Here is a 22,571-nt window from a genome sequence, read left to right as displayed (position 1 = left end):
TGCGATAACAACAAACAATGTTTATATTAAATGAAAATAAGTTGAAGCATTAATTAGTTAATAAATTTTTTGATTGACTTTTATCTAAAGCTTTAAGGCCTGCTAAGTTTAACAAACTCCAAGGTTTGTTGAAATGAGGTTGGAAAAAGAAATCAACAAAAGCTAATTGTTCGATGGTCATATTGTTTTGAATACAAACACTTAAAGTGTTTATTTTTTCTGTTAAATCAAGGCGAGAAACAATTTGGCCACCTAAAATTTTATGAGAACCTTTATCAAAAACTAATTTCAAAGTAACAGTGTCATAATCTGGCATAAATTCAGGTCTATTAGCGTCTTTGATAGTAACGGTTTCATAGTTTTTACCTAGATCTTTAGCAACTGTTTCTGTTAGCCCAGTGGAAGAAATATTTAAATCAATAATTTTAATGCCACTGGTTCCTTGAGTTCCTAAATATTTAACTTGTTGTTTTTCAATGTTTAAACCAACAAGTGTCCCCATTCTAATAGCGTTAGTAGCTAAAGGCATATATTTAACTTCGCTGTTAGGGTTATAATAAACATTAACACAGTCACCACAAGCATAAACATCTGGATTAGAAGTTTGCATATATTCGTTAACTACTAAAGCTCCATTAGGAGATGTTTTTAAGTCTTGAGCAAATAAATGAGTATTTGGTTTAAAACTAATGCACATAATTACCATTTCAGTTTCAAAAGAATCTTTATCTGTTTTAACACGTGTGACTAAATCATCTTTGGTGGTAAAACCAGCTATTCTTTGGCCTAAAGCCAATTTTACTCCGTGTTTAGTTAATTCTTGTTGTGCTAAATCAGTAAATTCTTTATCTAAGTATTTAGACATAATACGAGGTTCGCCATCGATTAAAATAACTTCTTTGTTGCGCAAAGCAAAAGCTTCTGCTAATTCGATTCCAATATAACCAGCACCTACAACAGTTATTTTGTTAACCTTTTTGCTATATGCAATAATATCTTTGGCATTGTCAAAATTTTTAGATAATAAAACATTTTTGCTTTTAATTCCTTCAATTGGCGGAATAACAGGCCAAGAACCAGCAGCAATGACTAATTTATCGTAAGTATCTGTAAATTCTTCATTAGTAGTTAAGTTTTTAACTATTACTTCTTTTTTATTAAAATCTACTTTTAAGACTTCATGTTTTAATTTGGTCGTTATTCCCATATTTACTAATTCATCAGGGTTAGAATAAAAAAGCCCACGACTATCTTTGACCACGCCGCCCACATATAAAGCGATTCCACAAGAAAGAAAGGAAATATTATCATTTCTTTCGTAAACTAAAATGTCGGTTTGAGGGTTGTTTTTTTTCATAGTTTTGGCAGCAGCAGTTCCTGCATGAGTACAACCAATGATTATAACTTTCATAATTTTGTTATAAAACTCCTTTTAAATTTCTTTTATTTCAAGATTTTTTTCTACACACATCTAATTATACAATAAAAAGAGATAACTTTAAGAAACAATTTAATATTTTTTACTTTTAGGTTTGTTCCTTTGATAAAAGATTTTCGTAGACCATCGCTAAAGCTAAAGCATAGTTGGAAGTATGAGTGATGGAAAGTAAGACTTGGTGTTTGGGGTTAGGGTTGGCTAGATAGGGAGCGCCGTTTTGATCGGTGAGAATAGACCATTCACGATAATGAGGGTTGACGAAATTCAGATTTTTTGTCGTTTTAAAAGCTTTAAAAAGGGCTTCTTTGGCTGCCCATCTTCCTGCTAAAAAATCTAATTGACGTTGACTATTTTTAAAAGTAAGATAAATTTGATTTTCTGATAAAGATAAGATTCTAGGAGCTAAAATTTGTATTCCTATTTTTTTAATTTTGTTGATTTCTACTAAATCAATACCAATGTTGGGGACGTTCATTTGCATATTTTCTTTCCAATGTGTGTTTTTTTGGATATTTTTTGTTTTCATTCGTTTTGTTCATTTGTGTTTGTGGGATTTGGTTTTAAGTGGGCACTTATTTCTTTAATTTTTTGAAAATAATAATTTAATCCTGATTTGGTTATTTTAGGATTATATCTTTGGTTATATTTTTGGGTTAATTCTTTCAGACTTAAATCAGGATATTTTTTTCTTAATTGGATAATTTGAAGTATTTTTTCATTTTTAGGAATTGTTTTGATTTGCTTTTCGACTAAATTAATTTGTTTTAATTGTTTGTTGGAGGTATTGATAATTTTTTGTTCGTTTGAAATTTCAAAATTAATAGTTGATTTAATATTTTGTTGAAATTCTTTGTTAATGATGATTTTTTCATATTGAAAGACCATTTCCAAAGCCCCAATTAATCTTAAAAAATCAATAATCATTTGAGATTCTTTTAAATAAACCAAAAAACCTTTTTTATGTTGAATTATTTTAGCGTTAAAATTTAAAGAAAGCATTATTTTTTGGATTAATTGAATTTTGATAATATCTTTATGAAAAAATTCTAAATGAGAACTATTTTTTTGAGGATCGTTGACATGGCCGATACAAAAAAAACTTCCTCTTAAATAAGCTTGTTTGGCTTTTGAATTAGTTTTTAATTGAGTAAAGATTGTATTTTGGTTTTGGAATAATAAATTATGTTTTTTTAAAATAATAGCAATTTCTTTTTCAATTCCTATATGAATACTTTTTAAATGAGGTAGATTGTACTCTTTGCTAGTCATTAAAAAAGAATTGGTATTAGGATAAAAAGCTTTAATTAAGATTAAAAATCTTCTTGCAATTTTGAGGTTTTTGGTTTTAAACCATAAAATGGTTTTTTCATGGTTTTTTTCTACTTCACAACCAAAATGCAATAAAGCAGTTAATTCAAAAAAATTTTCGAAAGAAGAAAATTGTTGAAAAGTTATTTCTTCTTTGATATCGATAGTAAAAGACATAAGTGCCTCTTTTGTGATTTATTATTTGAGTTTGTTATTGTTTTTTGTGATTTGATTTTCTTTTAATAAAGTTTGAAGTTGGTTTTCTTCTATAATAGCTATTTTTAATTGTTTTGCTTTGGTTAATTTAGAACCAGCATTGTTACCAACTATTAGATAATCAGTTTGAGAAGAAAGAGAATTAACAATAATGGCTCCCATATTTTTTAATGTTTTAGTAATTTCAAAACGATTATATTGTTCAAGAGTTCCTGTGAAAACAATTTTTTTATGAGTAAATAAATTATGTTCAAATTGTTTTTGGGTGTTGTTGCTTTTAAAAGCAACTCCTAAATTTTGCATTTTGGTAATTTCTTCTAAATGATTAGGGTTACTAAAATATTGTTGTAGGCTTTCGGCAATTTTATCACCTATTTCTTCGATATTGGTTAAAGTGGTAAAAGAAGCTGTGATGATCTTATTTATGGTTTTGAAGTTATTTGCTAAAACTTGTGCTATTTTAATACCAATGTGTTTAATTCCTAAAGCAAATAAGGCGTTTTCTAAAGATTTGTTTTTGCTTGCTTCTACCCCTTTTAAAATTTTGTTAATTTTTTTTTCGCCAAATCCAGGAATTGTTTTGATAATGTTGACGTGATTATGTAATAAATATAAATCTGATGGCTGTTTGATTAAATTTTGATTAAACAAAGTAATAATGGTTTGTTCTCCTAAAACATCAATATCCATGGCATTTTTTGACACATAATGAATTAATTTTTGAATTTTTTGTTGATAACAATTGTCATTAAGACAAAAATAATCGACTTCTCCTTCTTTTTTGATTAAATTAGTTAAACAATAAGGACATTGTGAAATCATGAGGGTTTTTGGTTGCTTGTTGCGTTTGCTTTTGATAACTTCTAATATTTCAGGAATAACAGATCCTGCTTTGTGAATTTTAATATGATCGCCAATACGAATATCTTTTTTACAAATATAATCATAATTATGTAAAACAACTTTAGAAATTAAACTACCATCAACCATAACTGGCATAATTTCGCAAACAGGAGTAATGACACCAGTTCGTCCTAATTGAAAAATAATATTTTGAACAATACTTTGGCTACTTTTAGTTTCAAATTTATAAGCAATCGCCCATTTAGGAACTTTAGAAGTTGCTCCAATTAAAGAATGAAGTTCAAGTTCGTTAATTTTAATGACAATGCCATCGGCATCATATGGAAGCTTTTCTTTTAAAGATTGATAATTTTTAATGTTAGCGATTAATTCTTGAAATGAAGAAGCTAAATGATAATGAGGATTGACTGTAAACCCTAAAGAAATTAAAAATTCTAAAGCTTCTTTTTGAGTCTTTTTGATTAAATAAGGGTTTGTGATGTTATAAATAAAAATTGATAAATTTCTTTGAGCCACAATAGTGGAATTTAGTTGTCTTAAAGTTCCTGAAGCTGCATTACGAGGGTTTACAAAAAGAGGTTTTGTTTCTTTCTTACGTTGTTCGTTTAATTTTTCAAAAGCTTGATAAGATAAATATACTTCTCCTCTAACTTCTAAATCAATTGCTTGGTTTAGTTTTAAAGGAACAGTTTTAATGGTTTGGATATTTCTTGTGATATCTTCTCCTAAAATACCGTTACCCCTTGTTAATGCTTGTGTTAAAATTCCTTTTTCATACTTTAAACTAACAGCTACGCCATCAATTTTTAATTCAGTTAATAAAGTAAAAGTAGGCTTGATTTTACAAATACGATTATAAAAATTTTGTAATTCTTCTAAATTAAAAGCATTAGCTAAAGACATCATGGGGGTGAGATGTTTTACTGTTTTAAATTTTTTTTCGATAAAGCCGCCTATTTTTAATGTCGGGCTATAAGGAAATTGATATTGCGGATATTTTTGTTCCAATGTGATTAATTGCTTTAATAAAGCATCATATTGTTGATCGTTAATTTCGGGGTTACTTAAATTATAATATTGATAATTTGCTTGATTGATTTGTTTGATTAAAAATTTAATCTTTTGCTCAATGTTATTTAAATGTGGCATTAAATGTTACCTTTTAATTATTCTTTTATTATTCTTTAATATGATATTTATGATAAAGAAATGGGAGTTGTTTTAAAATTTCGTTTATTATCGTATTTATTGTATTTTATTATATTGACATGTTTATTGTTAGTTGCCATAAATAGTTGATGATTGATGGTTTTGATAGTTAATCAGTCATTTTATTTATTTTAATTTATTTGGTTTATTCTTGTTGTAAAATTTATTTTCTTTTCCTTGCCAAAGACGGATGATATTAGAATGATGTTTTAAGATGATAATTAAAGTAACAATTCCTATAGCAATATATAATGTTACTTCATTAATACAGTTTGTTGTGTGATTATAACTAGTTATTGATGTAATTTGTAAATAAAGGCTAAGCCAAAGTAATAAGTTAACTAAAATAGTAGCAATTAAAGCCGATAAGGAAGCGTAACCAGAAAGTTTTAAAAAAAGAAGAAATAACGCAATTCCATAAAATCCTATTAAAGGATTAATAGCAGTAATAACACCTACTGAAGTAGCAATTGCTTTGCCTCCCTTAAAACGATTAAAAAGAGAAAACATATGTCCTATAATAGGGGCAATCATTAAAAGAGAAATAGTAATATCTTTATTATTAAAGGGGCTGGGGCCATGATAATTTTTAAAACAATCTGATTTAAGACAAATGATGGCTGGAAAAAATCCTTTCAGAAAGTCAAATATAAAAACTAAAATACCCCATTTTTTACCTAATATTCTAGAAGCATTAGTGGCTCCAATATTGCCTGAACCAGTATAACGTAAGTCCTTTTTTTGTACTATTTTACCAATAATTAATCCTGAAGGAATAGATCCTAAAAGATAAAATAAGATAAATAAAGTGATTATTTGTAAGCTGTCCATATTTTTTAATCCTTTGTAAATTTGATAAGTGTTAAAATATCATTCATTGTTTGAATAAATAAATCTTTTAAAAAGATGAAATTATAAAATTTAATAGTATCTTGAACTTTTTTTGATATTATTCATAAATAAAGAATCAATAATATTGTACCATAATCATTAGTTTTTTTGATTTGAGTATTTGAGATGGAGTGTGATTATTTTTTATGAGATGCTTTTTAATAACATATCTCCTTTTTTATCTTAAAAACAAGCATTTTTCTTGCAAAAAAAAAAAAAAAGAGTACAATAGAATTTGTACAATAAAATTAAAATGAAGAAAGTACAATCAATTAAAATAAAAGATAAAAAGGAGCACTAAAAAATGCAAAATCAACCTAATTTTTACCCTTATCAACCACCTAAATCAAATGCTAAAAAAATTATTATTTCAATTATAGTTGTTATTGTTTTGGGCGTAGTTGGCTTGGGTTTTTATGTTTATAATCAACCTTCTTACCAATCTCTTAAAAAGTTGCAAAAGACGGAAATGACAAAAATGGAAAATTATTTAGAATTTCAAAGATTAATTAGTGAAAACAAAATAGAAGAATGTAAAAATAAATTTACAGCTAAAGATTTAAAAACCGCTGGTTGTTCAGCTCGAGAATTAAAAGATGCTGGATATACACTGGAAAACTTAAAACAAGCTGGATATAAGGCTCAAGATTTAAAACATGCTGGATATACACTTAAAGAATTAAAAAATACTGGATATACAGCAAAAGAGTTAAAAGATGCTGAATTTAAAGCTAAAGATTTAAAACAAGCTGGATATACTTTACAAGAATTAAAAGATGTTGAATATACACCTAAAGATTTAAAAGATGCTGGATATACAGCACAAGAATTAAAAAATGCTGGATATACAGCAAAAGATATTGTAGATTCATATCGATACCATTTATACGGGGAAGAACAAATCAAACGTATTCAATGGTTGAAAGAAGGTGGATACACACTTAAAGAATTAAAAAATGCTGAATTTGAAGCTCAAGATTTAAAAGATGCTGGATATACAGCACAAGAATTCAAAAATGCTGGATATACAGCAAAAGATATTGTAGATTCATATCGATACCATTTATACGGGGGGGAAAAAATCAAATATATTCAATGGTTGAAAGAAGGTGGATACACACTTAAAGAATTAAAAAATGCTGAATTTAAAGCTAAAGAGTTAAAAGATGCTGGATATAAGGCTCAAGAATTAAAAAATGCTGGATATACACCTAAACAATTAAAAGAGGCTGAATATAAAGCTAAAGAGTTAAAAGATATTGGATACACACTTAAAGAATTAAAAGATGCTGAATTTAAAGCTAAAGAGTTAAAAGATGCTGGATATACAATTCAAGAATTAAAAAATGCTGGTTATACAATTCAAGAATTAAGAGAAGGTCGACTTACAGCTCAAGAGTTAAAAAAGGCTGGATACCAAGCTCAAGAATTAAAAGAGGCTGGATATACAGCTAAAGAGTTAAAAGATATTGGATATACGCCTAAACAATTAAAAGAGGCTGGATATACGGCAAAAAACATCATAGATGAACATAATGTTTTATATGTAGAATACGACAAAAACCAATTTATTAAATGGTTAAAAGATGCTGAATATACAATTCAAGAATTGAACAACGCTGGATTGAAACCTGAGTACTTCAGATTATATGGGAAAACAATTCAAGAATTAAAACAAATGCGTTTTTTACCACAAGATATAATAAACGCTGGATATAATATTTCAGAGTTACTAAATAATGGGTATACACTTCAAAATATTAAACAATATCATGAAAAAATTGTTATAGCGTTAAAAGATGCAGGATATAAAGCTCACGAATTAAAAAATAATGGATTTACATCTACAGATATTAAAAAGAAATATGAATATGGATATACAGGAATAGCCAAATGGTTAAAAGAGGGAGGATATAAAGCTCAAGAATTAAAAGATGCTGAATATACATTACAAGATTTAAAAGATGCTAAATATACACTTAAAGAATTAAAAGATGCAGGATATAAAGCCAAAGAATTAAAAGATAATGGATATACAGATCAACAATTAGAAGATGCCCAGTTTACAGAAAAAGAAATTCAAGATGCTTATAATTTGGATGAGAACGAAATCGAAAAAATACATGGCTATAATTTAAGATTTACAATTGATGAAATTGTTAAATTGAAAAGAGCAGGAATTCAAATTATAAGAGAATATTCATATGAACCAAGCGAAATCGAAAAAATACATGGCTATAATTTAAGATTTACAATTGATGAGATTATCAAATTGAAAAAAGAAGGAATTCAAATTATAAGAGAATATTCATATGAACCAAGCGAAATCGAAAAAATACATGGCTATAATTTAAGATTTACAATTGATGAGATTATCAAATTGAAAAAAGCAGGAATTCAAATTATAAGAAAATATTCATATGTACCAAGCGAAATTGAAAAATTAAGCAATAATACAAGTTTGTCAGTTGATAAAATTATTGATTTGAAAAATAAAGGAAATTTACAACAATATCTTAAATAATAAAGTTTATTTTCGATATATAAACAAATATGATCAAAAGACTCAAGCAACATTGAGTCTTTTTTATTTTATGCTTCTTTTTACCTCATTTATCTAAAAAAATTAATCAAATAACAAACAAATCAAAAATCACAAAAAGAATTGATATTTTAACAAATATTTATAAAAAAACAAAAAAATATTGAAAAGAGTTGTTTTTTAATCAATTTAAAAGTATAATATTAGAGATACAGTAAAAATTTATAAAATGTTTAAATTACAAAAACTATTATCAAATAGTCTAATTTGTTTTTCAAAAAAGGTTTTATAAAATTTGCATTTTGAAGTAATGAATATGTTCATCAATTGTTTTATTTTTCTTTGTTTTATAATTACGATAAAATAATTAATCTTTTAATTTTATACGTTTATTACTTATTTCGCTTTTCCTTCAATTGCTTCAATTTGTTTTATTATAGAAATGTTTTAGTTTTAAATGTCAAAATATTTTAAAAACTAATTACTAAGCAAATAGTTTTTCAAATACGTCTTTAGTCTTTCTTATTTTCAGGTTATTAAATTTAGTTTAATTATTTATTATCAAAAATTAATAAGACTAAAGTTTCTTTAATCTAATTTATCCAGAAACACATTTCTTAAAAACAATTTTTAAGAATATTTGGCAATCCTTGTGCAAAAACATTTTATATTTCTACTTGTATATTTTATTTTCAATATTAAAAAAAAGAAAGAGATGAAGAAATTATGAATACTTTATTTGAACAATTGCCTATCTTAGAACAAACTAAAAAAGCTTTAAAGGAATTAAATTTTATTGATGCTACCCCTATTCAAGCTTTAGTTATTCCAGAAATTATAGAAGGTCATGATGTGATTGGACAAGCACAAACAGGTACTGGAAAAACTTTTGCTTTTGGGATTCCCATTATTGAAAAAATTGATCCTAAATTAGCTAAAACTCAAAGTTTAATTTTATGTCCTACCAGAGAATTAACCCTTCAAGTATATGAAGAATTAAAAAAATTATTACGTTTTTATCATGAGATTAGAATTGCTGTTATTTTTGGAGGCGAATCTTATACTAAACAATTTAGAGCTTTAGAAAGTAAACCTCATTTAATTATTGCAACTCCTGGTCGCATTATTGATCACTTAGAAAAAGGAAAAATTGACTTATCAGGTTTAAAAATTTTAACCCTAGATGAAGCCGATGAAATGTTAAAAATGGGTTTCCAAGATGCTTTAGAAACTATTTTAAAGCAAATTCCTGAAAAAAGACAAACAGTTTTATTTTCAGCCACTCTACCTCCTTTTATTAAAAAAATAGCTAGTAAATATCAAAAAGATACTAAGATTTTAAAAGTTCCTGTAACTAAAGTTGCTGTTAATGCAATTGAACAATTTTATTTTTTAGTGAAAGAAGTTGACAAAAATAAGTTATTGTTACGTTTATTAGATTTAAAAAAAGACCATTCTGTTATTTTATTCGCTAACACTAAAAAAGATGTTGATGAAATTGCTTCTTATTTACAAGATAAAGGTTTTTTAGCAGATGCTGTTCATGGTGATTTAAAACAAAATCAAAGACAATATGTCATGAATAACTTTCGTAAAGGAAAAATTAAGATTTTAATTGCTACTGATGTAGCTGCTCGTGGTTTGGACATTTCTGATATTAAAATAGTAATTAATTATGATTTACCACATGCAGAGGAAGTTTATGTACACAGAATTGGAAGAACTGGACGAGCTGGTAAAAAAGGATTAGCTTATAGTTTAATCAGTCCTCGTAAAATGGGTCAACTTAAAAAATTAGAATATTATTTAAAAGAAAAAATTAATTTTTTAGAAATTCCTTCTGTAGATAACATTCAAAAAGAACTTTTAAAAAATTTTGAAAAACAAATATTAGAGATGATTACTCAAAATAATGAAGAAAAAACAAATTATCCTTTAATAGAAGGCTTGTTAAAACAATTTTCAGCAGAACAAATTATTCAAGGATTATTAAAAGATATTTTACCAAAAAAAAGACACTATCCGGATATTTTGGCGCCAAGAATAGGTTTTAATAACTCTTTTACTTCGAAAAGTTTTAATGAACCTCGTTTCCATGAACCCCGCTATGGTTCTTCTAAGAGAAGTGATTTTATAGAAGTAATAATTAATTTAGGTAAAAAAGATAACATCAACCCAACAACCTTAATTAGACTTTTAAAAGATCAATTTCAAATTTATGGAAAAAATATTGGTAACATTAAGCATTTAACTCATGAAACTATTTTTGAAGTTGCCAGTCGTTTTTGGTATCAAATGAAAAACAAAACTAATGTTCGTTTTCAAAATAAAACTTTAATTGTTAATAAAAAAAATTATTAAGACATGATAAAGCCACTTTAAAAGGTTTTTAAAAATACTTTTATGTCTTGAAAAACAAGAATCAAAACATAATCAATTAAAAACTAACTTATGCTAAAATGAGTTAGTTTTTTTATATTTTAGCAGAATTAATTAAAATCATAAATTAGATTCATAAATGAAAATTAGTAGAAATAAGCAGTTAGAAATAATCTAAATTTAAATTAATGTTTTTTTAATTGAAAAGATGTTGACAATATTCTTAAAAAGTAATATAATATTATTGGCAATCGTTAATTTGAGTGCCAAGAGGTATTAATTTATGCTTTCAGATAGAAAAAAGTTAATTTTAAAAGCTGTAGTCGAAAATTATTCTCAAAAAGGTCACCCAGTAGGTTCAAAAGCTTTAATTCAGTTCCCTTATCTTCAATTTTCAAGTGCTACCATTCGTTATGATATGGTTCAATTAGAACAGGAAGGTTTTTTAAAAAAAACTCACACTTCTAGTGGCAGAATCCCTTCTTTTAAAGGATATACTTACTACTTAACGCATTTATTAACTAGGGATCAAGATGTGGCTCGTTTATTTCCTTTAATTGATGGAGTGATGAAAAAAAAAAGTTTGCATAAAGGACAAGTAATTAAAGAAACTTTGAATTTACTTAATAAATTGACTAGTTATACTGCTATGGCTATTGGTTCCGATGTTTTTAATAACAGTAAAGTAAATAAAATTGATTTTATTCCTTTGAGTCGCTCTCAAGCTTTAATTTTAATTATTACTGATCAAGGAAACGTTCAACATCAAAATATTTCTTTATCTCAAAATCAAGAAATTAGTCTTTATGAATTAAGAGATGTTGTCAAAATTATTAATGATTTACTTGTGGGAAAATATTTATCTGCAGCTGTTAAAATTATTCAAAGTGATTTTGTCAAACAAACTATTGCTAAATATATTAGTTTTCAAGAGCAATTAATTACTTTGTTTATTGAAGCTTTTAGTAGTTTTGCTTCAGAAAATCTTTATTTTGCAGGAGTTTCTAAAATGGTTGAAAAACCAGAATTTAGTAATCTTGAATTAATTAAAAAGTTTATGAGTCTTTTAGAACGTAAAGAATTATTAAAAATTATGTTAATTCAAGAAGGCTTATCTTTTAAATTTTCAGATGAGTTGCAGTTAACTCCTTTAAAAGATTGTATGATACTTTCTATTCCTTTTACTGTTAATTCTAAGGAAAAAGGAACAATTGCCATTTTAGGACCTTCTTGGATGAAATACCCTAAAGTTATTCCTCTTTTAGAATATTTAGCTATTCATTTATCAAAATTAAATGATTCACAATAATCAAGCCCTAACAACTTAAAAGAAAAATGATGATTTCAAAAGACAATAATAATTTTAAAGAAAAGAGGTTGTAAAATGTTTTTGGATCAAGAAAAAGACCAAAAGGCAAACCAAAATGCAAATGCCGATGCAAATTCAAACGCAAACACTCATCAAGAAGCAAGTAAAGTGGCAGAAGAACAAACTCACAACAACAATCATGATGCTTCAATAAATAAAGATACTGCTCATTGTTGTTGCCATAAATCAGATTTGAAGAATTCTCCAACCAGCACCAAAAAGGAAACTGATAAGAGTTTAGATAAACAAAATATATGCGAAGGTGAACACTTAACTCAAATAACTAAATTAAAAACTCAAATTAAAGAGTTACAACAACAAAATAAAAAACAAATTGACATAGAAAATGAACTTTTGAAAAACAAAGCAGAACTAATTAATTTTAAAAAAAGAATGCAACAACAAAAAATACAAGAAGTTAAATATGCTTCAAGTGCTTTTATTAGTAATTTATTAATCCCTTTAGAGCAGTTGGAAAAAGTGTTAGAATTTTCAACCGATAATGAATTATTAAAAAAGTATTTATTAGGATTTCAAATGATTCAACAACAAATTAAAACTATTTTAAAAGAAGAGGGGGTTGAAGAAATTCAAGCTTTAGGACAAGTTTTTGACCCTAAAGTGCATTATGCTTTAGAAACAGTTTCAGACCCTCAAAAACCTAATAAAACAATTATATCAGTTTTACAAAAAGGTTACTTTTATAAAGACAAAATTTTAAAACCAGCAATGGTTCAAATTAATGAATGGAGTGATAAAAATGGCGAAAACAAATAAAATTATAGGAATTGACTTAGGAACAACTAACTCTTGTGTTGCTGTTATGGAAGGCGGAGAGGCTAAAGTTATTCCTAATGCTGAAGGAGGAAGAACAACCCCTTCAGTTGTTTCTTTCAAAGGAAATGATATTATGGTAGGAGAAATTGCAAAACGTCAAGCAATTACTAATCCTAACACTATTAGCTCAATTAAAAGACATATGGGAGAATCTCAATATCGTGTTGATGTTAATGGTAAAAAATATACTCCTCAAGAAATTAGTGCCATGATTTTAACCAATCTTAAAAAAACTGCAGAAGATTATTTAGGAGCAGAAGTTAGTGAAGCTGTGATTACAGTTCCTGCTTATTTTAATGACTCTCAAAGACAAGCTACTAAAGATGCTGGTAAAATAGCTGGTTTAAATGTAAAACGAATTATTAATGAACCAACTGCTGCTGCTTTAGCTTATGGAGTTGATAAAGGCAACAAAGAACAAACTGTTTTAGTTTTTGACTTAGGGGGCGGAACTTTTGATGTTTCCATTCTTAATTTAGCTGATGGTACTTTCGAAGTGCTTTCGACTTCTGGCGATAACGCTTTAGGGGGCGATGATTTTGATGCTCGTATAGTTGATTTTTTAGTTAAAGAATTTAAAAAAGAACACAGTGTTGATTTATCAAAAGATAAAATGGCAGTACAAAGATTAAAAGATGCTGCTGAAAAAGCTAAAAAAGAATTAAGTGGTGTGACTGCTACTCAAATCTCTTTACCGTTTTTAACTATGAGCGCTGCAGGACCTTTACATTTAGATTATAATATGACACGCGCTAAGTTTAATGAATTAACCAAAGATTTAATCGATCGTTGTTTAGGCCCTGTTAAACGTGCTTTAAGTGATGCTAAATTAACAATTGATCAAATTAATCAAATTCTTTTAGTAGGTGGTTCAACTCGTATTCCAGCTGTTCAAGAATTAGTTAAAAAGGAATTAAAAAAAACCCCTAATAAAAGTATTAACCCTGATGAAGTAGTTGCTATTGGAGCCGCTATTCAAGGAGGTATTTTAACAGGAGATGTGAAAGATATTTTACTTTTAGATGTAACTCCACTTTCTTTAGGAATTGAAACATTAGGTAATGTTTTTACTAAATTAATTGAAAGAAACACTACGATTCCAACTTCTAAAAAACAAGTGTTTTCAACAGCAGCAGATAATCAACCGGCAGTAGATATTCATGTTTTACAAGGAGAAAGACCTTTAGCAGCTGATAATAAAACTTTAGGTAGATTCCAATTAGCAGATATTCCACCAGCTGCTCGTGGCATTCCTCAAATTGAAGTTACTTTTGATATAGATGCTAACGGAATTGTTTCTGTTAAAGCTAAAGATTTAGGGACTCATAAAGAACAAAAAATTACTATTTCTGGAAGCGGCGCTTTACAAGAAGAAGAAATTCAAAGAATGATTCGTGAAGCTGAAGAAAATGCAGAAACAGATCGTATTAAAAAAGAAGCAATTGATGCTCGCAACGAAGCTGATAACATGATTTTTATGACTAAAAAATCTTTAGAAGATCTTAAAGATGAAGTTCAAGCAGAAGAAAAAGCTAAAATAGAACAGCAAATTAAAGAATTAGAAGAAGCTTTAAAAGGCGAAGATGTTACTTTGATTAAAGAAAAAACAGTTAGTTTGTCAAAAGAATCACAAAATATTGCTATGAAAGCTTATCAAAAAAAACAACAAACTCAAGATACTAATGCGAAACAAGAAGATCAAAATACGACTTCTGCTAATGCCAAAGATGGAGTAGATAAAGTAGTTGATGCTGATTTTGAAGAAAAATAAACTATAAAAAATAATAAAAAAGGGGGCAACCCCTTGATTTTATTATGAGGCGGAGCGATATAAAAAATGACTAAAAAAGATTATTATCAAATTTTAGGATTAAGCAAAGATGCTACTCCTGAAGCAATTAAAAAAGCTTATCGTGTTCTTGCTAAAAAATATCATCCTGATATTTCTAAGGAAACCAATGCAGAAGCTAAATTTAAAGAAGTACAAGAAGCTTATAGTGTTTTAAGTGATGCTAATAAAAAATCTAATTATGATCGTTTTGGTTCTGCTTCAGAACAAGGGTTTGAAGGCTTTAGTGGCTTTGAAGAAAGTATTTTTAATTCTTTTGGAGATTTTTTTGGGAATAGACAGACTAAAAAAACTAATTTTGACAAAAAAGTAGAAATGACAATTAGTTTTATAGATGCTGCTTTAGGAGCTCATAAAAATATTGAAATTATAGTTGAAGCTGATTGCAAAGTTTGTCAAGGTTTAGGAGCTTCATCTTCTAAAGATATTACTAAATGTTATCGGTGTGGTGGCTCGGGACAAATTATTATTGAACAAAGAACTTTTTTAGGTAATATTCGTTCTCGTCAAGTATGTCCTAATTGCCATGGTCAAGGAAAGCAAATTAAAAATAAATGTTATGCTTGTCGTGGTGAAAAACGTCAAAAAGTTAAACAAACAGTTAGTTTTGATATTCCTGCAGGAATTGAAGAAGGAATGTCTTTGCAAATACCTGGGAAAGGGCATTTTATTCCTTCAAGTTCTCAAGTAGGTGATTTATATGTTATTTTTAAAATTCAACCTCATAAATCTTTTGTTAGAAAAGGTCAAGATATTATTTTAGAAATTTTTATTACTTTACCAGAGGCTGTTTTAGGAACTAATATTTTAATTCCTACTATTTATGGTGATATTAGTTTAAAAATACCTGCAGGAACACAATCTGGCAATAAATTAAGAATTAAAAATAAAGGGATATCTTATCTTAATTCTTCTCATCGTAAAGGCGATCAATATGTGGTAGTGCATTTGAAAACACCAATTCAACTTACTTTGGAAGAAAAAAAACTTTATCATAAGTTATTGCAATTGCAACATTAAAAAAATCAACTATTAAGTTGATTTTTTTTTGTTATATGGGTTTAAAAAAAAGAAAAGACTATCTTCAAAAGATAGTCTTATTGTTTTAAGAAATTATTTTTTTAAGATAACGTCAATTGGTTTTTTGCGAGATAGTTTTTTGATAGCAGGGTAAGTGGTTAAGAAAACTAATAGTACACATAAAAGGAATTCCATTAAAAATAAAGAATACCAAGCAATTATCCATTGATGTTTTAATTCGAGGTTGATTCTTGTGAGACTTTGCATGAATACCGTCATTTCCCAACCTTTTTGTTGACCTAAGGAAAAATAATAAGCAAATGGTTCTGACATCCAAAAATATTTTATTCCAAATAAGATAATTCCCCAAATAGTGGCCAAAATTGCAATGATTAAGCCTTCGCTAAAAAATATTTTAAAAACATCTTTTCCACGGGCACCTAAAGCGCGTAAAATACCAATATCTTTGTGTTTGAATTGGATACTTTTTTTAACAAAACCTCCTGTAACTATCCAAAAAAATAGTTGAACAAATAAAATTGTAATTATGAAGAAAATTTGCAAATTTGTCAAAGGTAATTTACTCTTGATTGCTTCAAAAAGTTCTGGCGCCATTTGCGCTTGTGTTTGTTTATAAAAAGAAAGAGCATTAACTAAAACAACAATTTGTAAATAAACAGCAAATGATAATCCAACACTTGCTAAAGAAACAAAAGCAGTAGAAAATTTTTTATTTTGTAAGAAACTAGATCCCATTTTAAAAGCAATTTTAGAAGGTAAAACACTTGGACTCTTTACAAGAGGTTGCCCTTCATCTTTTATTTTAGTAGGATCTGTAGAAGTAAATTGTTTTTTTAATTGATGTGAACCTTGTCCTTGTTGTTGAATTTGCAACAGTAATTCTTCTGTTAAAACTTTTCCCTTTTCCAATTTTATTTTGGGAGTTTCTTTTTTTGAAAGATCACGGGTTAAATCAGAAATTATTATTCCATCTTTAAATTCAATAACACGATCACCATAATTATAAGCATTTTCATGATCATGACTAACAACGCATACTAATTTTTCTTTAGATAAAGCTTGTAAAATATTAAAAATTTTAGTTCCTGTTTCAGAATCTAAATTCCCTGTTGGTTCATCTGCTAAAATAATTTGAGGATTTTTAACAATTGCTCTAATAATAGCGATTCTTTGTTTTTGTCCTCCTGAAAGTTCGTTGATTTTACGATAATCAAAACCACTCATTTCAACATCTTTTAATAATTGATGAATTAAATTAGGGTTAACTTCTTTTCCTTGTAATTGTAAAGGTAAAGCAACATTTTCAAAAACAGTCATATCTTCAATTAAATTAAAATCTTGGAAAATAAAACCAACATTACCATTGCGATAACAATCTATATCGTTGGCATTTAGATTTCTTAAAGAAGTATTGTTAATTGTGATTTCACCGTTATCACAATAATCAAGACCCCCTAAAAGATTAAGTAAAGTAGATTTTCCGGAGCCAGATTTTCCTAAAATAAAGACTAAACCTTTAGAAGGTAATTTTAAAGAAACATTGCTTAAAGCAATAGAAGGAATCCCTGTTTTACTGATAAAACCTTTATTAAGGTTGGTTATTTGAAACATGTTTTTCCCCTTTCGTTGTTTGTGTTAAAAGAAAAATAAAATGAAAATTATACAAAAAATTATATAATAGCCGAGATTAATTTTAAAGCTACAATTTAATTGTATCATATTTAATTATTAATGTTGTTTTTTTAAATTTTTAAGGCAATATGATATTGTTTGTAATGGTTGATGTAAAAAATAGTTAAAGTTGTTATCTAATTTGAATTTGATATTTTTTCATTAAAGTTTGAATAATAGTTTGCATTTTTTGGTCAATAGTTGTTTTATCTAAGTTTTTATTAGGATTAGAAAAAGAAAGTCTTAAACCTAAAGAACGAATTTTATCTTGATTGGAGGTAGTTGCTTGATAAACATCAAAAAGTTCACAATTAATCAAATCAAGTGAAGAGTTTTTATTAATGGTTTGTATTACATGCTCAAAAGAATACTTTTGATTGATGAAAAAAGCTAAATCGCGAGTAATTACTGGAAATTTAGAGATAGGTTGATATAAAGTGGTTGGTGTTTGGGTTAAAATAGGTTTAGTTAATAAAAATTCACAAAGAAAACTATCTTTTAAATGATGTTTTTCATTAAATTGAGGATGAGTTTTGCCAATTATTCCAATAATTTCATTGTTGTATAAAAGGTTAGCTTGAATATTCGGATGAAGATTTAAGTTAGAAGAACTTTTTTGATAAGTAAGGTTAATTCCTAGAAAAGCACTTATTTGCTCAACAACCCCTTTTAAAACAAAAAAAGAACTAGTAATGTTTTGCTTTAACCATCCACTGTTTAAGAAATCACCACTTAAAGCTAAACCTAAGGTTAATATTTCTTCTTGGGGGTAATAAACTTTTCCAATTTCAAAAAACGCATTATCAAAAGTTTGCCTTTTGTGATGATAACTTAAAACTTCAGCTAAACCACTTAATAAACTTTGTCTTAAAATAACTTTATCTTGTGACAATGGGTTTATAATTGCAAGATGTTCTTTTTGATAATGAAAAGCATTAAACATTTCTTGACTAATTAAACTATAAGTAATAGTTTCGTAAAAACCTAAATTAATTAATAATTTTTTCAAAGCACGGAGGTTTTTTTGTTGTAAAGTCATTTTATTTTGTTGAGAAGATAAAAGGGGAGCAACTCCAGTAGTTGTTTTATTGCAACCATAAAGACGAATTAAATCAGCAATGATATTTTCTTTAATTCTAACATCATATCTACTTAAAGGTGGAGCAACTTCTAAAATATCATTTTTTTGGGATATAATTTGATAATTTAAATTTAATAACCATTCTTTGATTTGGGATAAAGAAAAAGAAATACCAGTTTTTTGTTGAACATAATCAAGATGTAGAGTAATGGGTTTTGCTTTTAATTCTTGTTTTTTCTGTTGAACTGGTTGTGAAGTTATTTTAGCATCAGCTAAAGAAATTAAAAGAGAACATGCTTTTTGTAAAGCTAAAGGAATTAAATTAGGATCAATTCCTCTTTCAAATCTTAAGGAACTTTCAGTTTTAATTTTGAGTTTTTGAGTGGTTTTGATAATAGTTTCTGGTATAAAATAAGCAGCTTCTAAAATAATACTTTTGGTATTATTGTTGATTCCACTTGATGAAAGGCCAATAATACCTGCTAAAGCGATTGCATTTTGACCATCTGTAATAACTAAATCACTTTCTTCTAAGCGATACGTATTTTGATTAAAAGTAGTTATTTCTTCGTCCTTTAAACCTTGTCTTACTTTAATTTCTTTGATGTTTTTAGAATCAAAAGCATGTAAAGGAATGCCATATTCAAGTAAAATTAAGTTAGTAATATCAACAACATTATTAATAGGGTTAACTCCTGATTTTAAAAGAGTGTTGCGCAACCATAAGGGTGATGGTTTGATGGTAATATTTTCTAAAATACAAGCGTTATATTCATAACAAACATCACTTTCAATAGTTACTTTGAGGGGCGACTCTGGCAAAAGTTTTTTGGGAAACATTTGATGAAGGGATAAAGCTTTTTTACTGTTAGATTTTATTTGATATTCTTGGGAAGGATGACTTTTGACAACTGCTTCTAAATCTTTGACAAAACCAACATAAGATAAAAGATCAGCGCGATTAGGAGTAATTCCTAATTCTAAGATGAAACCAGCTAATCCTAAAGGAATTAAAGCGTTTTGTCCAAGAATAATTTCATCGTTAGGATCATCAAAAAGATAAATTCCTGTTTGTTCTTCTGGGGTTAAAATTTTAGGATCTAACCCTAATTCATCTAAAGCACAAAGCATTCCTTCTGAAAATACACCACAAATACTTTTATTTTTAATAGTTGTTTGCATTCCTTCTAAAAAAGAACCTTCAGAAGCAACAATAACTTTGCGATTATTAACTAAATTAGTAGCACCACAAACAATTTTAACTATTTTAGTCCCTATATCAACTGTGACTAAGTTTAATTTTTTAGAATTAGGTATTTTTTGATAGTTTAAGATTTTTCCAACTATTAAATTAGTATTTTCAGATAATTGAGTACAAGTTTTGACTTCACAAATGTAATTATTAGTTAAGTTAAAAAGTTGGTCATGATGAGGTATTTTTGGTAAATATTGTTTTAAAATATTTTCAATAATTTTCATGCTTTTTTCTTCCTTGCGAATTGTTTTAAAAAACAAAGATCGTTAGTGTAGAAATGACGAATATTTTCAATATGATATTTAATCATAGCGATTCTTTCAATTCCTAGGCCAAAAGCAAATCCTTGGTATTTTTGAGGATCATAGTTGGCATTCATTAAAACTTGAGGGTGAACTAAACCTGCTCCTAAAATTTCTAAATACTCTTTGGTATTATTTTTGCTGTCAATAACTAAATCAACTTCAACACTAGGTTCAGTAAAAGGGAAATATGAAGGTCTAAAATTAACTTCTTGTGAGGGTCCAAATAATTCTTGAGTAATGGTTAGTAATGTTTGTTTTAAGTCTATAAAATTAATTTTTTGATCAATTACCAAACCTTCTAATTGCATAAATTGATGGCTGTGAGTGGCATCATCATTATCTTTGCGAAAAACTTTTCCTGAAGAAATAATTTTTAAAGGTTTTCCTTGGTGAGTTAACATTTCTTTTGCTTGAATATTAGAAGTATGAGTTCTTAAAAGACGTTCAGGGTCAAGATAAAAAGAATCTTGCATAGCTCTTGCTGGATGACCTTTTGCAATATTTAACATTTCAAAATTATAAAAATCTGTTTCAATTTCGTTGCCGTCTTTAATTTGATATCCTAAAGATAAAAATAAATCTTCTAAATGTTCTATAATTTGATAAAGGGGGTGGATTGATCCTTGTGAAAAAGGGAAACCTGGTAAATTAATATCAATCTCTTCTGTCAGCAATTGTGCTTGAAGAGCTTTATTTTTTAAAAATGACTTAGTTTTGGTTAAAGATGCAATCACTTCTTGTTTAAAACAATTAATTAGTTTTCCTATAATTGGCTTTTTGAAAGGATCGATTGATTTTAAATCTTGATTTAATTGTTGAAAAATCCCCTTTTTTCCTAAAAATTTTTGTTCTAAGGATGATAATTTTTCTAAATTATTTTTTTCTTTATTTAAGCTAATATCGAATTGTTCTTTTAAAAGATTAATTTTATTTTTCATAACAATGGCAAGATCTTTCTTATTAATTTTGTTTTTTGATTTATAGGATTTCTTGTTAAATTGCGTTTGTAAACAAATTAAATAATTATATTAACCAAGCAATTATGCGGCCTTCTGTCAAGAAGGATAACCATAATCCTAAAGCAGAACCTATAAAAACCCCTAAAGAAACTCCCATAGCTCCTTTTTTAAGTCCTAAAATTGATCCTCCTAAAAACATTCCTGAAACCATGGCTGTTAAATAAAGACGAGTTAATTGTTTATATGTATATAGATCTCCTGAGATGCGTAACTTATCTTTAAAAAGAACAATTGTTATTAAATTAACAGCAATCCCTAAACCAATAAGGACTAAGTGATAATTTTTATTTTGTAATAAAGCTTGATAAAATTTAGGTTTGTGGGGATAAAGGTTGTTTTCTTTAATTAAAGCTTTTTTAGGTGTTTGTTTCATTGATTCACATTCCTTTCTTATTTTTATTGTTATTATTTTAAATTTAAATTAAATTATGTGTATTAAAAAAATCATATAACTTATTTTCTTCTATGTGAGGAGCCACTAAATGAGCTATTTTTTTTAAATCAGGATATTTGGTGTTATTCATTACAATAGCAAGATTAGATGATTGAAACATTTCAACATCATTACAGCCATCTCCTACACAAATTAATTGATAGTTAGGATAATTTTTTTGAACTGGTTTGATTCCATAAGCTTTATTAACTTGTTTAGCGCTGAGGCTGACCACTCCATTATTCCAAAAATAAGCATGCAATTGAGGGAAATCTTTTAATAAATCAACAATTACTGCAGTATTAACATGAAATAAATTGATTTTGTAGATTGGTTTTTCAAAGTTTGAAAGATGAAAGCTTTTTTTCTTTTCTTCTTGGTTTTGACGGGTTTCATTATTGATAAATGGTTGCGAATCAGGATCTTTTTGTCCTAAAATATCTGTTTTTTTAAATTCAACATTAACTACTGATATTTGTTGGTCATAAGCTTTTTGGTTTAATTTTAAAACATCTTCTTTTAATATTGGAGTTGTTTGGATGATTTGATCATTTTTAAAAGTCATAGCTCCATTAAGAACTACAAAATATTGGAATAATGGCATTAATCCCTTTAAAACACTAACTCCTGAATAACTACGTCCTGTAGCAATTCCTAAAACATTATTAGGATTTTTTGATAGTTGTTGCAATAGTTTTTTGGTTTGTGAAGGTATTTCTTTTTGTTCGTTGCAATATAGAGTATGGTCAATATCGAAAAAAAATAGTCTTTTTTTGGTCATGAATAAATTATATGTCCTTTTTAAATATCTTAATGATATGAATTATTTTATAAATTGATTATATTGATTATGGATAATAATTA

At 27.3% G+C, this 22,571-nt stretch carries 16 protein-coding genes; 6 read left to right on the top strand and 10 right to left on the bottom strand.

Annotation, left to right across the window (positions count from 1 at the left end; all coding sequences use genetic code 11):
* Positions 1–49: 49 nt before the first annotated feature.
* The 5 genes from CHTY_RS00600 to plsY all read right to left on the bottom strand — a co-directional run bounded on the left by CHTY_RS00600 (position 50) and on the right by plsY (position 5,866).
* Positions 50–1,411, bottom strand: a complete 1,362-nt coding sequence (locus CHTY_RS00600) for an FAD-dependent oxidoreductase (protein WP_203551992.1) — start codon at positions 1,409–1,411, stop codon at positions 50–52.
* A 115-nt stretch (positions 1,412–1,526) separates the two neighbouring features.
* The gene (locus CHTY_RS00595) at positions 1,527–1,964 is read right to left on the bottom strand and encodes a holo-ACP synthase (protein WP_246454051.1); all 438 of its coding nucleotides are present in this window, start codon (positions 1,962–1,964) and stop codon (positions 1,527–1,529) included.
* Complete coding sequence (gene whiA / locus CHTY_RS00590; RefSeq protein WP_203551991.1) at positions 1,961–2,923, bottom strand: DNA-binding protein WhiA; 963 nt, start codon at positions 2,921–2,923, stop codon at positions 1,961–1,963. Before whiA ends, CHTY_RS00595 begins: the two co-directional genes overlap by 4 nt.
* A gap of 21 nt (positions 2,924–2,944) precedes the next feature.
* A complete protein-coding gene (gene ligA, locus CHTY_RS00585) occupies positions 2,945–4,975 on the bottom strand; it encodes an NAD-dependent DNA ligase LigA (RefSeq protein WP_203551990.1) in 2,031 nt (676 codons plus the stop codon).
* 186 nt (positions 4,976–5,161) lie between these two features.
* Complete coding sequence (gene plsY / locus CHTY_RS00580) at positions 5,162–5,866, bottom strand: glycerol-3-phosphate 1-O-acyltransferase PlsY (RefSeq protein ID WP_203551989.1); 705 nt, start codon at positions 5,864–5,866, stop codon at positions 5,162–5,164.
* Positions 5,867–6,230: 364 nt separating this feature from the next.
* On the opposite strand from plsY, the gene CHTY_RS00575 reads away from it, so the two are divergent.
* The 6 genes from CHTY_RS00575 to dnaJ all read left to right on the top strand — a co-directional run bounded on the left by CHTY_RS00575 (position 6,231) and on the right by dnaJ (position 15,922).
* The gene (locus CHTY_RS00575; RefSeq protein WP_203551988.1) at positions 6,231–8,450 is read left to right on the top strand and encodes a hypothetical protein; all 2,220 of its coding nucleotides are present in this window, start codon (positions 6,231–6,233) and stop codon (positions 8,448–8,450) included.
* Positions 8,451–9,194: 744 nt separating this feature from the next.
* Positions 9,195–10,829 carry a DEAD/DEAH box helicase gene (locus CHTY_RS00570; RefSeq protein WP_203551987.1) on the top strand — a complete coding sequence of 545 codons (1,635 nt, stop codon included), beginning with the start codon at positions 9,195–9,197 and terminating at the stop codon, positions 10,827–10,829.
* A gap of 301 nt (positions 10,830–11,130) precedes the next feature.
* Positions 11,131–12,156: a heat-inducible transcriptional repressor HrcA gene (gene hrcA / locus CHTY_RS00565; protein ID WP_203551986.1), complete on the top strand. Its 1,026-nt coding sequence runs from the start codon at positions 11,131–11,133 to the stop codon at positions 12,154–12,156.
* 75 nt (positions 12,157–12,231) lie between these two features.
* Positions 12,232–12,993 carry a nucleotide exchange factor GrpE gene (locus tag CHTY_RS00560; protein WP_203551985.1) on the top strand — a complete coding sequence of 254 codons (762 nt, stop codon included), beginning with the start codon at positions 12,232–12,234 and terminating at the stop codon, positions 12,991–12,993.
* Positions 12,977–14,824 (top strand): molecular chaperone DnaK, encoded by a 1,848-nt coding sequence (gene dnaK, locus CHTY_RS00555; RefSeq protein ID WP_203551984.1) that lies wholly within the window; start codon positions 12,977–12,979, stop codon positions 14,822–14,824. Before CHTY_RS00560 ends, dnaK begins: the two co-directional genes overlap by 17 nt.
* A gap of 66 nt (positions 14,825–14,890) precedes the next feature.
* A complete protein-coding gene (gene dnaJ, locus CHTY_RS00550) occupies positions 14,891–15,922 on the top strand; it encodes a molecular chaperone DnaJ (RefSeq protein ID WP_203551983.1) in 1,032 nt (343 codons plus the stop codon).
* A gap of 93 nt (positions 15,923–16,015) precedes the next feature.
* On the opposite strand, the gene CHTY_RS00545 is transcribed toward dnaJ, so the two are convergent.
* The 5 genes from CHTY_RS00545 to CHTY_RS00525 all read right to left on the bottom strand — a co-directional run bounded on the left by CHTY_RS00545 (position 16,016) and on the right by CHTY_RS00525 (position 22,488).
* Positions 16,016–17,554, bottom strand: a complete 1,539-nt coding sequence (locus CHTY_RS00545) for an ABC transporter ATP-binding protein/permease (protein WP_203551982.1) — start codon at positions 17,552–17,554, stop codon at positions 16,016–16,018.
* A 193-nt stretch (positions 17,555–17,747) separates the two neighbouring features.
* The gene (gene pheT / locus CHTY_RS00540; protein WP_203551981.1) at positions 17,748–20,174 is read right to left on the bottom strand and encodes a phenylalanine--tRNA ligase subunit beta; all 2,427 of its coding nucleotides are present in this window, start codon (positions 20,172–20,174) and stop codon (positions 17,748–17,750) included.
* The gene (gene pheS, locus CHTY_RS00535; protein WP_203551980.1) at positions 20,171–21,193 is read right to left on the bottom strand and encodes a phenylalanine--tRNA ligase subunit alpha; all 1,023 of its coding nucleotides are present in this window, start codon (positions 21,191–21,193) and stop codon (positions 20,171–20,173) included. Before pheS ends, pheT begins: the two co-directional genes overlap by 4 nt.
* Before the next feature lie 85 nt (positions 21,194–21,278).
* Entirely contained in the window at positions 21,279–21,647 is a 369-nt protein-coding gene (locus CHTY_RS00530) for a hypothetical protein (RefSeq protein WP_203551979.1), read from the bottom strand.
* A 43-nt stretch (positions 21,648–21,690) separates the two neighbouring features.
* Positions 21,691–22,488 carry an HAD-IIB family hydrolase gene (locus CHTY_RS00525; RefSeq protein ID WP_203551978.1) on the bottom strand — a complete coding sequence of 266 codons (798 nt, stop codon included), beginning with the start codon at positions 22,486–22,488 and terminating at the stop codon, positions 21,691–21,693.
* Positions 22,489–22,571 lie beyond the last annotated feature (83 nt).

The organism is Candidatus Phytoplasma meliae (assembly GCF_016876135.2).
Note: the sequence above shows the minus strand (reverse complement) of the source record. Positions and strands in the feature narration are given on the sequence as shown.

Bases quoted from the DNA above. Each gene is read 5' to 3' on its own strand.
- CHTY_RS00600 (WP_203551992.1), bottom strand. From the start codon at position 1,411: ATGAAAGTTATAATCATTGGTTGTACTCATGCAGGAACTGCTGCTGCC.
- CHTY_RS00595 (WP_246454051.1), bottom strand. From the start codon at position 1,964: ATGAAAACAAAAAATATCCAAAAAAACACACATTGGAAAGAAAATATG.
- whiA (WP_203551991.1), bottom strand. From the start codon at position 2,923: ATGTCTTTTACTATCGATATCAAAGAAGAAATAACTTTTCAACAATTT.
- ligA (WP_203551990.1), bottom strand. From the start codon at position 4,975: ATGCCACATTTAAATAACATTGAGCAAAAGATTAAATTTTTAATCAAA.
- plsY (WP_203551989.1), bottom strand. From the start codon at position 5,866: ATGGACAGCTTACAAATAATCACTTTATTTATCTTATTTTATCTTTTA.
- CHTY_RS00575 (WP_203551988.1), top strand. From the start codon at position 6,231: ATGCAAAATCAACCTAATTTTTACCCTTATCAACCACCTAAATCAAAT.
- CHTY_RS00570 (WP_203551987.1), top strand. From the start codon at position 9,195: ATGAATACTTTATTTGAACAATTGCCTATCTTAGAACAAACTAAAAAA.
- hrcA (WP_203551986.1), top strand. From the start codon at position 11,131: ATGCTTTCAGATAGAAAAAAGTTAATTTTAAAAGCTGTAGTCGAAAAT.
- CHTY_RS00560 (WP_203551985.1), top strand. From the start codon at position 12,232: ATGTTTTTGGATCAAGAAAAAGACCAAAAGGCAAACCAAAATGCAAAT.
- dnaK (WP_203551984.1), top strand. From the start codon at position 12,977: ATGGCGAAAACAAATAAAATTATAGGAATTGACTTAGGAACAACTAAC.
- dnaJ (WP_203551983.1), top strand. From the start codon at position 14,891: ATGACTAAAAAAGATTATTATCAAATTTTAGGATTAAGCAAAGATGCT.
- CHTY_RS00545 (WP_203551982.1), bottom strand. From the start codon at position 17,554: ATGTTTCAAATAACCAACCTTAATAAAGGTTTTATCAGTAAAACAGGG.
- pheT (WP_203551981.1), bottom strand. From the start codon at position 20,174: ATGAAAATTATTGAAAATATTTTAAAACAATATTTACCAAAAATACCT.
- pheS (WP_203551980.1), bottom strand. From the start codon at position 21,193: ATGAAAAATAAAATTAATCTTTTAAAAGAACAATTCGATATTAGCTTA.
- CHTY_RS00530 (WP_203551979.1), bottom strand. From the start codon at position 21,647: ATGAAACAAACACCTAAAAAAGCTTTAATTAAAGAAAACAACCTTTAT.
- CHTY_RS00525 (WP_203551978.1), bottom strand. From the start codon at position 22,488: ATGACCAAAAAAAGACTATTTTTTTTCGATATTGACCATACTCTATAT.